The organism is Janthinobacterium sp. SUN128 (genome assembly GCF_030587275.1).
Lineage (GTDB): Bacteria > Pseudomonadota > Gammaproteobacteria > Burkholderiales > Burkholderiaceae_D > Janthinobacterium > Janthinobacterium lividum.
Window position 1 is genome coordinate 4,325,306 of the sequence record NZ_JAPWHY010000001.1, and the last position, 15,681, is coordinate 4,340,986.

The 15,681-nt window shown below is 64.3% G+C and carries 17 protein-coding genes; 9 read left to right on the forward strand and 8 right to left on the reverse strand.

Annotation, left to right across the window (positions count from 1 at the left end):
* Positions 1-35: 35 nt before the first annotated feature.
* The gene (locus O3297_RS19555; RefSeq protein WP_010401817.1) at positions 36-515 is read left to right on the forward strand and encodes an NUDIX hydrolase; all 480 of its coding nucleotides are present in this window, start codon (positions 36-38) and stop codon (positions 513-515) included.
* A gap of 30 nt (positions 516-545) precedes the next feature.
* Positions 546-1,667: a tRNA 2-thiouridine(34) synthase MnmA gene (gene mnmA, locus O3297_RS19560; RefSeq protein WP_034778847.1), complete on the forward strand. Its 1,122-nt coding sequence runs from the start codon at positions 546-548 to the stop codon at positions 1,665-1,667.
* Here the strand turns inward: mnmA and O3297_RS19565 are convergent.
* From O3297_RS19565 to O3297_RS19575, 3 genes are all read right to left on the reverse strand, one after another.
* A complete protein-coding gene (locus O3297_RS19565; protein ID WP_077409312.1) occupies positions 1,664-2,071 on the reverse strand; it encodes a response regulator in 408 nt (135 codons plus the stop codon). The two genes, mnmA and O3297_RS19565, sit on opposite strands and share 4 nt — an antisense overlap.
* Before the next feature lie 50 nt (positions 2,072-2,121).
* The gene (locus O3297_RS19570) at positions 2,122-2,895 is read right to left on the reverse strand and encodes a 5'-3' exonuclease H3TH domain-containing protein (protein WP_034778849.1); all 774 of its coding nucleotides are present in this window, start codon (positions 2,893-2,895) and stop codon (positions 2,122-2,124) included.
* Between the two features lie 71 nt (positions 2,896-2,966).
* Positions 2,967-3,638: a glutathione S-transferase gene (locus tag O3297_RS19575; RefSeq protein ID WP_070254729.1), complete on the reverse strand. Its 672-nt coding sequence runs from the start codon at positions 3,636-3,638 to the stop codon at positions 2,967-2,969.
* Between the two features lie 163 nt (positions 3,639-3,801).
* Between O3297_RS19575 and O3297_RS19580 the strand changes: the two genes are divergently transcribed.
* From O3297_RS19580 to nagZ, 4 genes are all read left to right on the forward strand, one after another.
* Complete coding sequence (locus tag O3297_RS19580; protein WP_230520387.1) at positions 3,802-4,854, forward strand: YjgN family protein; 1,053 nt, start codon at positions 3,802-3,804, stop codon at positions 4,852-4,854.
* Between the two features lies 1 nt (position 4,855).
* Positions 4,856-5,869, forward strand: a complete 1,014-nt coding sequence (locus O3297_RS19585; protein WP_305049511.1) for a M48 family metallopeptidase — start codon at positions 4,856-4,858, stop codon at positions 5,867-5,869.
* 103 nt (positions 5,870-5,972) lie between these two features.
* Positions 5,973-7,583, forward strand: coding sequence for an FMN-binding glutamate synthase family protein (locus O3297_RS19590; RefSeq protein WP_070254731.1), 1,611 nt, complete (start codon positions 5,973-5,975; stop codon positions 7,581-7,583).
* Positions 7,584-7,764: 181 nt separating this feature from the next.
* Positions 7,765-9,306: a beta-N-acetylhexosaminidase gene (nagZ, locus tag O3297_RS19595; RefSeq protein ID WP_305049513.1), complete on the forward strand. Its 1,542-nt coding sequence runs from the start codon at positions 7,765-7,767 to the stop codon at positions 9,304-9,306.
* Positions 9,307-9,350: 44 nt separating this feature from the next.
* On the opposite strand, the gene O3297_RS19600 is transcribed toward nagZ, so the two are convergent.
* Positions 9,351-10,340, reverse strand: coding sequence for an oxidoreductase (locus O3297_RS19600; protein WP_305049514.1), 990 nt, complete (start codon positions 10,338-10,340; stop codon positions 9,351-9,353).
* A 128-nt stretch (positions 10,341-10,468) separates the two neighbouring features.
* On the opposite strand from O3297_RS19600, the gene O3297_RS19605 reads away from it, so the two are divergent.
* On the forward strand, positions 10,469-11,389 hold the full coding sequence (locus O3297_RS19605; RefSeq protein WP_305049515.1) for an AraC family transcriptional regulator: 921 nt from the start codon (positions 10,469-10,471) through the stop codon (positions 11,387-11,389).
* A gap of 35 nt (positions 11,390-11,424) precedes the next feature.
* On the opposite strand, the gene O3297_RS19610 is transcribed toward O3297_RS19605, so the two are convergent.
* The 4 genes from O3297_RS19610 to O3297_RS19625 form a co-directional block, all read right to left on the reverse strand.
* A complete protein-coding gene (locus O3297_RS19610) occupies positions 11,425-11,586 on the reverse strand; it encodes a hypothetical protein (RefSeq protein ID WP_305049516.1) in 162 nt (53 codons plus the stop codon).
* A gap of 64 nt (positions 11,587-11,650) precedes the next feature.
* Positions 11,651-11,926 carry a hypothetical protein gene (locus tag O3297_RS19615; protein WP_070254735.1) on the reverse strand — a complete coding sequence of 92 codons (276 nt, stop codon included), beginning with the start codon at positions 11,924-11,926 and terminating at the stop codon, positions 11,651-11,653.
* A 9-nt stretch (positions 11,927-11,935) separates the two neighbouring features.
* The gene (locus O3297_RS19620) at positions 11,936-13,837 is read right to left on the reverse strand and encodes a ferrous iron transporter B (RefSeq protein ID WP_305049519.1); all 1,902 of its coding nucleotides are present in this window, start codon (positions 13,835-13,837) and stop codon (positions 11,936-11,938) included.
* Between the two features lie 2 nt (positions 13,838-13,839).
* Entirely contained in the window at positions 13,840-14,124 is a 285-nt protein-coding gene (locus O3297_RS19625; protein WP_034778868.1) for a FeoA family protein, read from the reverse strand.
* A gap of 412 nt (positions 14,125-14,536) precedes the next feature.
* On the opposite strand from O3297_RS19625, the gene O3297_RS19630 reads away from it, so the two are divergent.
* Together O3297_RS19630 and O3297_RS19635 are read left to right on the forward strand one after the other, a co-directional pair.
* On the forward strand, positions 14,537-14,752 hold the full coding sequence (locus tag O3297_RS19630; protein ID WP_211548509.1) for a bacterioferritin-associated ferredoxin: 216 nt from the start codon (positions 14,537-14,539) through the stop codon (positions 14,750-14,752).
* A 17-nt stretch (positions 14,753-14,769) separates the two neighbouring features.
* Positions 14,770-15,471, forward strand: a complete 702-nt coding sequence (locus O3297_RS19635; protein ID WP_052139928.1) for an energy transducer TonB — start codon at positions 14,770-14,772, stop codon at positions 15,469-15,471.
* The last annotated feature ends 210 nt before the right edge of the window (positions 15,472-15,681 follow it).

Consider the following 15,681-nt stretch of genomic DNA (forward strand, 5'->3'; position numbering starts at 1 on the left):
CAAGATAAAATGTCGGCTCTTTCAAGGATGGAATCATGCCGAGAATCTGGAAACCCTCTGTCACCGTTGCCGCCATCGTCGAGCGCGACGGCCTGTTTTTACTGATTGAAGAAGAGACCAGCGAAGGCATCAAGCTCAACCAGCCGGCCGGTCATCTCGATCCGTTCGAGTCGCTGGAGCAGGCGGTGATCCGCGAAACGCTGGAAGAAGCGGCCTACGATTTCATCCCCACGGCACTGGTCGGCATGTATATGTCGCGCTATCAGTCACTGCGCACGGGCGAGGACGTGACCTATTTGCGCTTCACCTTTTGCGGCACGGCCGGCGCCGAGCATGACCGCCCGCTGGACGAAGGCATCATCCGCACCCTGTGGATGACGCGCGACGAGCTGGCGGCGTGCCAGGAACGCCACCGCAGCCCGCTGGTGCTGCAGTGTGTGGACGAATACCTGGCCGGCCGGCGCGCACCCCTGGCCCTGCTGCACACGCATGCGTCCGTTTTCAATAGCGCATAGCAATATTATTAAAAGTAACTGGAAAGCAAGATGAGCAAGAAGAAAGTCGTTATCGGCATGTCGGGCGGGGTCGATTCCTCGGTCGCGGCATGGATGCTGAAGGAACAAGGCTATGAAGTCATCGGCCTGTTCATGAAAAACTGGGAAGATGACGACGATTCGGAATACTGCTCCACGCGCCAGGACTGGATCGACGCGGCCAGCGTGGCCGACGTCATCGGCGTCGATATCGAAGCCGTCAATTTCGCCTCCGAATACAAGGACCGCGTGTTCGCTGATTTCCTGCGCGAATACCAGGCCGGCCGCACGCCGAACCCGGACGTGCTGTGCAACGCCGAAATCAAGTTCAAGGCATTCCTTGACCATGCCATGACCCTGGGCGCCGACCTGATCGCCACCGGCCACTACGCGCGCGTGCGCCAGGCGCCCACCGATGCGGGCCGCTACGAGCTTCTGAAAGCCGTCGACGCCAGCAAGGACCAAAGCTACTTCCTGCACCGCCTGAACCAGGCGCAGTTGTCGAAGACCTTGTTCCCACTCGGTGAAATCCCGAAGACGCAAGTGCGCCAGATCGCCGAGAAACTGGCCCTGCCGAACGCGCAAAAGAAGGATTCGACGGGCATCTGTTTTATTGGCGAACGCCCGTTCCGCGAATTTTTGAACCGCTACCTGTCCTACAAGCCGGGGCCCATGAAGACGGCCGATGGCAAGACCGTGGGCGAACACGTGGGACTGAGTTTTTATACCCTGGGCCAGCGCAAGGGCATCGGCATCGGCGGCGTGAAGTCGTACCAGAACGCGGACGGCAGCAGCGACGCCTGGTATGTGGCGCGCAAGGATATCGCCAACAACACCCTGTGGGTGGTGCAGGGCCATGACCACCCGTGGCTGCTGTCGCCATCCCTGACGGCCGACCAGGCCAGCTGGGTTGCCGGTGTGGCGCCGCAAGCGGGCGCCTTGAGCGCCAAGACGCGCTACCGCCAGGCCGACGTGGCTTGCCAGTTGCTGCCGGATGGGAATGAACACTTCAGCCTGGCGTTTGACCAGGCGCAATGGGCCGTCACGCCCGGCCAGTCGGCCGTGCTGTATGACGGCGACGTGTGCCTCGGTGGCGGCATCATCGCCAGCGCCACAGGTTTGGCCGGCAGCTAGGAGTTGCCTTGCGCGGCAGCGGCCAGGGCTTGCTGCTTGCGCACCATGGCAATCACCGTGTTGCGCACGGTTTTCAGGACCGTGTCGGCCATGAAGGGTTTCACGATGAAACCCGACACGCCCATGGCGTGGGCGGCCTGCAGCGAAGCGGCATCGATGCCGCCCGAGACCATGAAAATGAGCGTCTTCGGATACTGGGCGCGGATGGTTTGCACCACGTTGGTCCCATCTTCCACCTGCTCGCGCGCGATGCACACGAAATGCGGGTGGTGCTTGACCAGCAGCGCCAGCCCCAGCGCGCTGGTATGCGTCTGCCCGCAGACATCGTAGCCGCCATCGGTCAGGACCGTGTTCAGCAGGCCGCGCGCCACGGCGCTGCTATCGATCAGGACTGTCTTTAACATCATGATTACTTCCCTTGCTTGATTTTTTCCGTGTTCTGGCCAAAAGAGCTCTATTTTTCCCACACGAGCTTGTTCCAGGTCACGCCTAACGTGACATCCGTTTTCAGCGCCACTAACTTTCTTGAAAGATACAGTATTTCCCGCTCTTTTCGCAGGCTTTCGCCCAGCGCGCCGGGCAAAATCCCCGCGCCAGCCATCACGGCGTCGATATTGCCGTAGGCGCGCAACAGTTTCGCGCCCGTCTTCAGGCCGATCTTCGACACGCCGGGGATGCTGTCGGTGACGTCGCCCATCAGCGCCAGCAGGTCGGGCAGCAGTTCCGGCGGCACGCCGAACTTTTTCTCGACCCAGGCGTGGTCATGCCAGACACCCTTGAAGTGATCCCATACCAGCGCGCCGTGGGCGATCAGGCCATGCAAATCCTTGTCGGTGGTGGCGATGACGGCCGCGCCGCGCCCCTCGTGCAGCCAGCGCATGACGGCCGTGCCGATCACGTCGTCGGCTTCGACCTCGGGAATGCTGACCACGTGCATGCCGAAGCTGGCCAGCGTGGCGTAAAAGCCGGGCAAGGCGTCGCGCAGCACCTGCGGCATGGGCTGGCGCCCTTCGCGGTAGCCGGCATACAGGGCGTGGCGCCAGGTCGGGCCGCCGAAGTCGAAGGCCGGCAGGATATGCGTCGGCTCGTGGTCGTTGATGAGGGTACGGAACGACGACAGCGCATGGCGCAGCGCGATCTCCGCCTTCAGGTCGGAGTCGGGTTCAGGACTGGCTTCGTAGACGCGGCGTACGATATTCAAGCCGTCGATAGCGAGGAGTCTGGCCATGCGGTAAGTGGATACTGGTTGAATCGGGCATTTTACCGTATGGTTCCCTGCACATCGGGCTTGAATGCCGCTTATTTGGCGAAATCGTAGGGTCCGCCACGTTCCAGCGCGCGCTGGTAGGCCGGGCGCGCATGGATGCGCTGCAGGAAGGCCGTCAGCTTCGGCAGGCGCTCGTCGAGTCCGCCGCGCATGGCCGCCGCTTCCAGCGGAAAGCTCATCTGGATATCGGCCGCCGTGAATTCATTGCCGGCAAACCATTTGGTTTTCTCCAGCTCCGCTTCCATGTAGGCCAGCTGGCTGTTGATATTGGGCAGGATGAAGCTGCTCTTGACCTTGCCGGCGATGCCGCGCGCGATGGGTTTGACGAAAAACGGCATCGGCGACGATTCGACCTTGTCGAACACCAGCTTCATCAGCAGCGGCGGCATGGCCGAGCCTTCCGCGAAATGCAGCCAGTAGGTCCAGCGCAGCTTGTCCGGCGTGCCGGCCGCCGGGATCAAGCGGCCATTGCCGTAGCGCTCGACCAGGTAGTCGATGATGGCGCCCGATTCGGCGATGGTGTTGGCGCCGTCCGTGATCACGGGCGACTTGCCCAGCGGATGCACGGCCTTCAGCGAAGCGGGCGCCAGCATGGTCTTCGGGTCGCGCTGGTAGCGCTTGACCTCATAGTCGAGGCCCAGTTCCTCGAGCAGCCAGAGCACGCGCTGCGAGCGCGAGTTGTTCAGATGGTGGACGACGATCATGGTTTTCCCGTTAGGCGATGGTTGAGTTCCAGTATAGCCGGGACGGCCGGATCGGGTCGGCACAAGCGGAGCGACGAAAAAATTGCGAAAAACAGTATTTTCAATTGATAACTTTTCAATATTCCCTTATCTTGTTTTGTTTCCAATAAGTAAGGAAACCCCTGTGGATTTCGACGCAAACAACACTCCTCCCCGACAAGAAGCCATCACCTTCAGCGCCACCGGCAGCGAATACTTCCGTATCTGGATCGTCAACCTGCTGCTGAGCATCGTCACCCTGGGCATTTATTCCGCCTGGGCCAAGGTGCGCCGCAACCGCTATTTCTATTCCAGCACCCACCTGGCGGGCGGCAGCTTCGAATACCATGGCAACGCCGTGGCCATCCTGAAAGGCCGCATCGCCGCCGTGGTGCTGATCGCCGGCTACAACATCGCCTTCCAGGTCTCGCCCGTCGTCGGCTTGCTGATGTTCGTGCTGCTGGCCGCCATCCTGCCCTGGCTGGTCTGGAAAAGCCTGCAATTCAAGCTGTACAACACCAGCTACCGCGGCATCCGCTTCGGCTTTGGCGGCAGCGCCAGGGAAGCCTACAAGTACTTCCTGTGGCTGCCCATCCTGAATACCTTCACGGGCGGCCTGATGACGCCTTTCCTGCACCAGCGCCTGAAGCGCTTCCAGCACACGCAAAGCCGTTTCGGCGCCACCCATTTCAGCTTTGACGCCACGGTCGGCAGCTTCTACAAAACCTACTTGCTGTTCTTTGCGCTGCTGCTGGGCGGCTTGCTGGTGCTGATTTTCGTCGTCTTCGGCAGCGTGTTCGCCTCGTTTGCGGCCAATGCGAATGACAAGACCAAGGTTGGCAGCCTGCTGTTTGCCATCGGCGCCTTGTACCTGTGGGCATTCACCGTGCTGCCGCTGTTCCTGACCATGATCCAGAACCTGATCTGGAACCATACGCGCTTGCAGCAGCACCAGTTCCAGTCGCAGCTGACATGGGGCCGCACCACTTTCGTCATGCTGAGCAACCTGCTGGGCATCGTCGTCACCCTGGGCCTGTTTACGCCATTCGCCCATGTGCGCTGGCTGAAATACCGCCTGGAAGCGACCTCCATGCTGGTACACGGCAGCCTGGACGAGTTTGTCGCCGCCACGGGCCAGCAAGTGTCGGCCACGGGCGAAGGCATGGTCGACCTGCTGGACTTCGACCTGTCGCTGTAGCATGACGCTCGATCACGACGCGCCGGGCGCGGCCCCCGTGCCCGCGCGCTATTTCGACGGCCAGACCTCGCGCCTGTACCACGTCACGCTCAGCGTGCGTGATGGCCAGGCCGTGCTGGCCGGCGACATCGAGCGCAGCTGCCCGCTGGGCGAACTGCACGTGTCCGAACGCAGCAGCCACGCCGTGCGCAAGGTCAGTTTTGCCGATGGTGCCTACCTGGAAATCGCCGACCAGGCGGCCTTCAACAGCCTGCTGCACGACACGGGCCACCGCGATGGCTGGGTGGTGCGGCTGCAGCAAAGCTGGCGCGGCGCCCTGCTGGCCACCGTGGCGACCATCGTGGCCCTGTGGCTCAGCTATCAATACCTGCTGCCGCTGGCGGCCAAGGGCATCGCGTATACCCTGCCGCAGTCGGTCGAACGGCAGTTGGGCCAGGGCGTGCTCGATATGCTGGACCGCCATGTCTTCGCGCCCAGCCAGCTCGATGGCGCGCGCCAGCAAGCGTTGCGGGCCCAGTTCGCGCGCCTGGCCACGCCCGGCGACAGCACGCCCGCGCACCGCATCGTGTTTCGCAAGAGCAAGATCGGCCCGAACGCGTTTGCCCTGCCGTCCGGCGACATCGTGCTGACGGACGAGATGATCGAACTGCTGCCGGACGACCAGGCCATCATGGGCGTGCTGGCGCACGAGCTGGGGCACCTGCAGCAGCGCCACCTGACGCGGCGCATCATCCAGACCTCGGCCGTGGGCGCCGGCGCGGCGCTGCTGTTCGGCGACGTCTCGACGGTGGTGGCCACCCTGCCGCCGCTGCTGCTGGACTTGAAGTATTCGCGCGATGTCGAACGCGACGCGGACGACTATGCGATCGCCATGCTGCGCCAGAACGGCATTCCGCTGGAACACCTGGCGCAAGTATTTGTCGCCCTGGGCAAGCTGGACCACGGCACGCCGTACCTGTCGAGCCATCCGGCCAGCACTGAACGGGTCGAGCGCATCCGCGCCGCACAGCGGTGATCCTCACGCGGCGTCCACCGGGCGCCGCGTTCTTTCCCACCAGCACGTTCCGTGAATCGAAGGTAGACTCATCAGTTATCAGTCTGACTTCCCCGGAGTGCCCATGCACCTAGTACCATTTCGCTACCTGACCTTCATTGCGACGGCAGCCATCTTTGTCCTGTCCCTGTTTTACTACGATCATTACTGGCTGCCCGTGCTGGCCGGTGCGCTGACCCTGGTCGGCATCAGCGACCTGCTGCAAACCAAGCGCGCCCTGCGCCGCAACTACCCCATCCTCGCCCATTTCCGCTTCTTTTTTGAGAGCATCCGCCCCGAAATCCGCCAGTATTTCCTGGAAAGCGACAGCGAAGCGACACCGTTCTCGCGCAGCCAGCGCAGCATCGTCTACCAGCGCGCCAAGGAGCAGACGGACAAGCGCCCGTTCGGCACTCAGCTCGATGTGTATGAAGCGGGCTATGAATGGATCAACCATTCCATCGCCCCCGCCAAGGTGACGGGCCACGATTTCCGCATCGAGATCGGCAACCATCCGGACTGCCCGCGAGCCAAACCGTATTCGGCCAGCGTCTTCAATATCTCGGCGATGAGCTTTGGCGCCCTGTCGGCCAATGCCATCCTGGCCCTGAACGGCGGCGCGCGCAGCGGCGGCTTCATGCACGACACGGGCGAAGGCAGCATCAGTCCTTATCACCGCGAAAACGGCGGCGACCTGGTGTGGGAAATCGGCTCCGGCTACTTCGGCTGCCGCAACCAGGACGGCACATTTTCCGAGGAACGCTTCATCGCCAACGCCAGCTCGGAGCAGGTGAAAATGATCGAGCTGAAAATGTCGCAGGGCGCCAAGCCGGGCCACGGCGGCGTGCTGCCCGGGCCGAAAGTGACCATCGAGATCGCCACCACGCGCGGCGTGATGGTGGGCGAAGACTGCGTCTCGCCGGCCGCGCACAGCGCCTTTTCCACGCCGCTGGAAATGCTGCACTTCATCGACCGCCTGCGCACGCTCTCCGGCGGCAAGCCGACGGGCTTCAAGCTGGCCATCGGCCACCCGTGGGAATTTTTCGCCATCGTCAAAGCCATGCTGGAAACGGGCATCACGCCCGACTTCATCGTCGTCGACGGCAGCGAAGGGGGCACGGGCGCGGCGCCCCTGGAATTCACGGACCACGTGGGCACGCCGCTGCAGGAAGCGCTGGTGCTCGTGCATAACACCCTGGTGGGCGCCAACCTGCGCGAGCGGATCAAGATCGGCTGCTCAGGCAAGATCATCACGGCCTTCGACATCGCCCGCCTGCTGGCGCTGGGCGCCGACTGGTGCAATTCGGCGCGCGGCTTCATGTTCGCACTGGGCTGCATCCAGTCGCAAAGCTGCCATACGGACCGCTGCCCGACGGGCGTGGCCACGCAAGACCCGCAGCGCCAGCGCGCGCTGGTGGTATCCGACAAGATCGCCCGCGTGGCGCACTTCCACCAGAACACCATGAAGGCGCTGGCCGAACTGATCGCCGCCGCCGGCCTCGCGCATCCGCAGGAACTGCGTCCGCACCACCTGGTGCGCCGCATCTCGCCGAACCAGGTGAAACTGGCGTCGGCCCTGCTGCCCTTCCTGGAAGCGGGCCAGCTGCTCGACCCGAGCCAGCTGCCGCAACTGCCGCCCGTATTCGGCCTGTACTGGCCCATGGCGCAATCGGCATCGTTCCAGCGCCTGGATTAAAGCCGGCATTGCGCAAGTGGAGCAATACCACTTAATAACCACTTGCGCAAAAACCCAAATCCAATACAATACCAAAACAAGTACAAAACCAAGGCAGCTTGTCCGGTGACCGCCACGATGCGCCACCACGGTGCCAGAATACGTATGCCGTCGTCACAATACATACCGGAGGAGTTGCAGCATGGAGCAGGGTTTGCGCGAGAAAGTAGGACAGTTGTTCATGGTGGGTTTCGACGCCCTGCAGGCGGACGAGCATATCAAGACCTTGATACGCGGCAAGAAGGTGGGCGGCGTGATCCTGTTCCGCCGCAACGTGCACACGCCCGCGCAAGTGTCCGCCCTGTGCCGCGAGCTGCAGGAGATCAATGCGGAAGTGTCCGACATTCCGCTGCTGATCTCCATCGACCAGGAAGGCGGCATGGTCATGCGCATCGAGCAGGGCGTCACGCCGATTCCCGCCGCGATGGCTTTCCAGGCGGCCGGCTCCATCGACGACTGCGAACGCATGAACCAGATCAGCGGCGATGAAATGCGCCAGGTGGGCATCAACATGCTGCTCGCCCCTGTGCTGGACGTAAACAACAACCGCAACAACCCCGTCATCGGCGTGCGCGCGTATGGCGAGGATGCCGCCACCGTCATCGACTACGGCATGGCGGCCATGCGCGGCCAGCGCGCCAGCGGCGTGGCCGTCACCGCCAAGCACTTCCCCGGCCACGGCGACACGGCCATCGATACGCACTACGCCATGGCCCTGGTCCCGCACGACAAGGAACGCCTGCGCGCCGTGGAACTGGCGCCGTTCCGCGCGGCCATTGCCGGCGGCGTCGACGCCATCATGACGGCGCACGTGGTCTTCCCCGCCTTCGAAGCCGATACCAGCGTACCAGCGACCCTGTCGAAAGGCGTGCTGACGGACCTGCTGCGCGGTGAAATGGGCTACAAGGGCGTCGTCATCACCGACTGCCTGGAAATGGCGGCCATCGCCGACGGCATCGGCATCGCCCAGGGCGCCATCGCCACCCTGCAGGCAGGCGCCGACATCGTCCTCATCTCGCACCGCGAAGCGCAGCAGACGGCCGCCATCGACGCCGTCATCGCCGCCGTGGAGCGCGGCGACATCGCGCTCTCCCGCATCGACGCGGCTTGTGCCCGCGTGGCTGAACTCAAGCGCAACCGCGCCGTGCGCGACTGGCGCACCCGCCCCGTCACGCCACCGGCGCTGATGCAGCCGGCCGCCATGGCCCTGTCGCAGCTGCTGCAAAAAGCGGCATTGCGCGTGCAGGGCGACTACCGCCCGCTCGACGCCAGCCTGCCCGTGACCCTGCTGACCGTGGAAGTGCGCTCGCGCAGCGAAATCGACGAAGTGGCGCTGGGCCGCAACAAGGAAGCACGCAGCTCGATGCTGCCGGCGCTGCTGGAAGCGGGCCTGGACGTGCGCGAGTACGCCTTGTCGGCCGAGGCGCTGGACGACGAAGTCAACGAGGCCATCGCCTTCGCGCAAGGCGCGCAGCAGATCGTGCTGCAAACGTATAACGCCATGTTCGTCGGCGGCCAGCGGCGCCTGGTCGAGGCCCTGCCGCAGGATAAACTGTGGCTGGTGGCGGGCCGCCTGCCCTACGACCTGGACCTGGCGCCACACGCGCAAGGCCGCCTGGCCGCCTTCGGCTGCCGCCCGGCCGCGCTGGTGCCCGTGGTGGACAAGCTGGCGGGCAAGGCGTAACGCCACGCCCCCTCCTGCACATGCCGGGCCTTGCCCGGCATTTTTTATGCCGCGTCGCAATCGAAGCGCACGCCCGTCATCTGTTCGCTCAGCGTCCATAGCCGGCGCGCCTGCCCGGGATCGATGGCCCAGCGCCGCACGCCCGGCCCCATGCTGTCGTCCTCCACCAAGGGGGCGATATCGCCATCCTCGCAATACACGCCGCCGATGCCCTCAAGCTGCGCGCTGGTGGCGCACCAGACGGTGGTGGCCGCTCCCTGCGCCACATTCTTGAAACCCGACTGCGGCGGCGGATTCACCTTGCCATCCTCATCGAGCGCACCCACGCGGCGCAAGTCGTCGACGTCCAGGTGGCGCACCAGCGGCGTCAGGATGGCGCCCGGATGCAGCGAATAGGCACGCACGCCGTGCGCCGCGCCGCGACGGTCCAGCTCCACGGCAAACAGCGCATTGGCGCTTTTCGACTGCGCATACGCGCGCCATTTGTCGTAAGGCTGGCGCAGGAAATGCGGGTCATCCAGGTCGACGCCCGCCTGCCGGTGTCCCAGCGACGAGACGCACACCACGCGCGCGCCCTGCGCCTGCCGCAAGACGGGCCACAGGCGCGCCGTCAACTGGAAATGCCCCAGGTGATTCGTCGCGAACTGCGCCTCGTAGCCGCGCGCATCGCGCAGCAAGGGCGTGGCCATGATGCCGGCGCCGTTCACCAGCAGATGCAGGGCCCGGCCGGTGGCAAGGAAGGCGGCCGCGAATGCGTCGATCGATTGCGGAGCGAGCAGGTCGAGCGCCGCGACCTCCACGCCGGCCATGCCGGCCAGGGCCGCTTGCGCCTGATGCTGGTCGCGCGCCGGCACCAGCACCCTGGCGCCGGCGCCAGCCAGTACGCGCACCGTTTCCAGCCCCAGGCCCGACGCGCCGCCCGTGACGATGGCCTGCACGCCGGACAGGTCGCGGCCGGCCAGCACCTCGCTGGCGGTCGTGGCCGCGCCGAAGCCGGAATGAAGGGGAATTTGCCTGTGATCGCCGTATATCATGTCTGCCTCTGCATGTGGGTGGCCAGCGCGGGATGGCTGGCGACATGCTTATTTTGCGCGAGCCGTTCTGGACGGTGAATGGCGTAAAATCTTCAATACTGTCGCTATCGTCCAGAATTGCCGCCACCATGGATTTGCTCTCCGATGTACTCTCGCTGTTTGATACGCGCAGCTCCTACTTTGCCGGCCTGAAGGCGGGCGGCGAGTGGGCCATCGACTTTCCGCCGCCGGACGGCATCAAGTTCAACGCCGTGATCGAAGGCGCTTGCTGGCTGACGGTCGCGGGCATCGACGCGCCCGTGCCGCTGCAGACGGGCGACTGCTTCCTGCTGACGCCGGGACGCGCGTTCACCCTGGCCAGCACGCCCGGCTTGCCGGCCGCGCCAGCGCTGGACGTGTACCGGCACACGCAGCAGGGCGTGGCCCGCCACGGCGCGCCGCAGCACGATTTCTTCCTCATCGGCGGACGCTTCCACTTTGGCGACGAAGCGGCCATCCTGCTCGACTGCCTGCCGCCGCTGCTGCACGTGCGCGGCGATACGGACCAGGCCAGCGTGCTGCACTGGGCCTTGCAACGGCTGGCGCAGGAACTGCAGGCGACGGCGCCCGGCGCGGCGCTGATGACGCGCCACCTTGGCCACATGATGCTGCTGCAAATGCTGCGCCAGTATCTTGAAGCCCAGGCCTCGCACCCGGTGGGCTGGCTGTTCGCGCTGGCCGATCCACGGCTGCGCGCCGCCATCGAGGCCATGCACGCGCAACCGGCGCGGCGCTGGACCTTGCCGCAGCTGGCCGCCGTCGCGGGGCAGTCGCGCTCCGCCTTTGCCTTGCACTTCAAGACGCGGGTGGGCGTGACGCCGCTCGACTACCTGCTGCGCTGGCGCATGCGCCTGGCCACGCGGCGCCTGAAGGACAGCGGCGCGCCCGTCACCGTGATCGCGCAGGCGCTGGGCTACGATTCCGACAGCGCCTTCAGCCACGCCTTCAAGCGCGTCATGGCCTGCTCGCCGCGCCAGTACCGGCTGCGCCATGCGGGCGCGCAGGCGTAAAAAAACCCGCGCTTGCGGGTTTTAATAATACAAGGTCAGCGCGCCGTCACGGGCGGCAAGGCCGCCACCGCCAGCAGGGCAAACGGTCCGAGAAACAGGCCGATGCCGAACCACAGTCCCCCGTGGCGGCCGCGCCGGCTGGCCAGCAGCCAGGTGGCGACCGCAAACAAAAACATGAAGATCAACAGTATCGCCATTGCCACTCCTTGCCATGCGGAAAGCCCAGTGTAGCCCACGGGCGCGCCCATGGCTACACTGAAATTAGCGCTGCACCTGCATCAGGATCACGCGCTTGCTGCTGCCGTCGGCCGGCGGCGTGGCGGACGGCGGCGGCGGGCTGTCGCAGGAGCCGCAGGAACCGCAGCCGCTGCCGCAGCCGGGCGCCACCTTGAAGAAGGTCGACAGCTTCGCCTCATCGAGGCCGCAGCGCACGAGGCCACGCACGATGGCGCGGCGCACGCCCGCCGGCAGGTACTTGGTCGAAAAATGCAGCAGCGCGGCTGCGACGATCAGGGCGACGATGAGGGTTTGCCACATGGTTTTCTCCTAAGCGCCCAGCGACAGGGCGACGCGGTATGTGATGAACGAGGCGGCATACGCCAGGGCGAACATGTAGCCGGCCATCAGCAGCGGATAGCGCCAGCCGCCCGTCTCGCGCTTCACCACGGAGAGGGTCGACAGGCACTGCGGCGCAAACACATACCAGGCCAGCAAGGACAGCGCGGTCGCCATCGACCACGAATGGGCGATCAGCGGTTCCAGCGTGGTCGCCAGCGCGTCGCCCGTTTGCGACAGCGCGTACACGGTGCCCAGGGCGCCGACGGCCACTTCGCGCGCCGCCATGCCCGGCACCAGCGCGATGCAGATCTGCCAGTTGAAACCGATGGGCGCGAAGATCACTTCCAGGCCGCGGCCCAGGATGCCGGCCAGGCTGTAGTAGATCGGCGGGTGGATGGCATTGTCCGGCGGGCCGGGGAAGGTACTGAGGAACCACAGGATGATCATCAGGCTCAGGATGATGGTACCGACGCGCGTCAGGAAGATCTTCGCGCGCTCCCACAGGCTGACGGCCAGGTTGCGCAAATGCGGCCAGTGATAGGCCGGCAGTTCCAGCATCAGCGGCTGGTTGCCGCGCACGCCCATGCCGCGCTTCATGACCCAGGCCACGGCCATGGCCGAGATGATGCCGGCGAAGTACAGGACAAACAGCACCAGGCCTTGCAGGCTCAGGTAGCCCCATACCTGGCGTTCCGGGATGAAGGCGGCGATGATCAGCGCATACACGGGCAGGCGCGCCGAACACGTCATCAGCGGCGCGATCATGATGGTGACCAGACGGTCGCGCGGGTTCTGGATGGTGCGCGCCGCCATCACGCCAGGGATGGCGCAGGCAAAGCTCGACAGCAACGGGATGAAGGCGCGGCCGGACAGGCCTACGCCGCCCATCAGGCGGTCCAGCAGGAACGCCGCGCGCGGCAGATAGCCGCAGTCTTCCAGCGCCAGGATGAAGAAGAACAGGATCAGAATCTGCGGCAGGAACACCAGCACGCTGCCGACGCCGCCGATGATGCCTTCCACCAGCAAGCTTTTCAGGTGGCCATCGGGCATGTTCGCCGTCAGCACGGCGCCCAAGTGGCCCACGCCATCGGTGATCATTTCCATCGGCGTGGCGGCCCAGGCAAACACGGCCTGGAAGATCAGGAACATCAGCACGGCCAGGATGATGGGGCCGACGATGGGATGCAGCACCACGTCGTCGATCTTTTCCGTCAGGTTGCCCTTGTCGCTCGTGTCATTGCTGACGGCGGCCAGGATGCGGCGTACTTCGCGCTGGGTTTCTTCGACGGTGACGGCATCGATGGCCGCCAGCGGTTTCGCTTCCACGACCGGCAGCGGCAGCATGGCATCGATGGCGTTCAGCAAGGCTTTTTCGCCATCGTGCTGCACCGCCACGGTTTCCACCACGGGCATGCCCAGTTCCTGCGACAGTTTCACCGTGTCGATCAGCATGCCGCGCTTGCGCGCCACGTCCGTCATGTTCAGCGCCAGCAGCATGGGCAGGCCCAGGCGCTTGACTTCCAGCACCAGGCGCAGGTTCAGGCGCAGATTGGTGGCGTCGACGACGCAGATGATGGCGTCCGGACGCGGGTCGCCGCGGCGCAGGCCGCCCACCACGTCGCGCGTGATGGCTTCATCGGGCGTGGTGGCGGACAGGCTGTAGGCGCCCGGTAGATCGAGCACGCGCACGGGTTTGCCGGCTGGCGAGGTGAAATGGCCTTCCTTGCGCTCGATGGTCACGCCGGCGTAGTTCGCCACTTTCTGGCGCGCGCCCGTCAAACGGTTGAACAGGGCCGTCTTGCCGCAGTTCGGATTGCCCAGCAAGGCAATTTGTGGCTGATGCGGCGGCTTGTGCACGCCCGCATCCACGATAGTTTCGACAGCACCCATGGTCATTCCGGTTGAAGCAGCGGTTGAATCGTAATCAGCGCCGCTTCGAAGCGACGCAGTGCGAACGTGGCATTGCCCACCTTGATGGCCAGCGGATCGCCACCGGGAATGCCGCGCTTGAGCATGCGGATGCGTTCGCCGGGAACGAATCCCAGCTCCATCAGGCGACGGGGCAGGTCGACGCCGTCCTCCGTCTGTCCTGCCGTGTGGGGCGTGATATGCAACACCGTGCCGCTCTGGCCGACTGCCAGCGCATCGAGCGTCATCATGGGTGGAACTAGAGTCATGAGCAAATTCCGTTCAAATTAAGAACACCTGATACCGGCTGCGGCGCGGGGCGCCTTGCGCTGGTTCCAGGTTTGTGAGGTAAAACGCCACTGTTGCGCATTACCGACAAGCGGCCATTCCATCTGTCCAGACGGCAACCGTCCGAGACAATACCAGCATTATAAACATGAATGCGAATAGTTTTTATTTAGCCCGGAGAGCCGCCCCCATCAAGGGCTGCGTCATGTGCGCGAATCGCATATCAAGCTGCGGCGCCAGGCTGCCAAGTGCCGCACACTTGATCAAAATCGCTTGCATTGTCCCCCACTTTGCGCGACAATGAAACGTAATGATAATGATTCTCATTAAAACACTAGCAACAATGCTTCCTAGCACTAGTGTCTGTTCATCCTCCAGCCAGAAGGTGTATCAATGATTGTATGTGTCTGCAACAACATATCTGATCGTGAAATCCGTCAAGCCGTCGATCTTGGCCTGTCCAGCATGGCCGAACTGCGCCGCGACTTGGGCGTGGCCACCTGCTGCGGCAAATGCCACACCTGCGCGCGGGAAGTGCTGAACGATCACCTGAACGCCACGGTGACGCTGCAAGAAACCGTATTGATGCGAGCTGTACTGACAAACTAAAGAAAGCGATAAACGCCATGACGATGATGCCCCCGCCCGTAACGGTGCAGGCCGTGCAGCAATTTGCCGACTTCGACAAGAAGCGCAACAAATTCGCGCCGCTGATGGCCATCGTCGTCCTGCATCTGGCCGGGTTCTACGCGATCCAGAGCGGCTTGCTGAGCAAAGTCGTCACGGCGGCCATGCCGACCATCACCACCATCAGCATCATCGCCCCGCCGGCGCCGCCCAAGCCGCCGGCGCCATCCGTACCGAAAACCGTGGAATTGAGCGCTCCCGTGCCGCGCGCCGTGATCCCGCCGCTGCCGCTGATCGCCGTGGCACCGAGCGAGCCGACGATCACGCCGCCGCAGCCGACGCGCGCCGAAGCGGCACCCGTTGCCACCGCCGCGCCGACAGCGCCATCGACACCGTCGCCGACGCCACCAGCGCCGTCAACGCCGCGTACCGTCAGCAGCGTCGAATACATCAAGGCACCGCAACTGATCTACCCGAATCTGTCGCGCCGCCTGGGTGAAAGCGGCACCGTGGTGCTGCGCATCCTGATCAATGAAAAGGGCTTGCCCGAGCAAATCCTGATCCAGAAATCGACCGGCTACAACAACCTCGATGAAGCGGGCCGCCAGGCCGCCCAGCGCGCGCTGTTCAAGCCGATGATCGAAAACGGCAAGCCCGTACCTGTCTACGTTCTAGTACCGCTGACCTTCCAACTGAGCTAGCCTTCCGGCGGCCCTTGCGCCGCTGCCAGCCCGCAAGCACCGCACCACGTGCCCTGCTTGCTTTTTTGCGCCCTGTTTTTAGTCAAGCGATTTGCTTGTTTCAGTCTGCCAGCCTACATCCCCGGGCCAGGCAGACTTTTTTTTGGGGATCAGACCCGAGGGGGGAATGGGCCCCAATGGGGTCCATTCCGCTCGCGCAGCGACTGACCC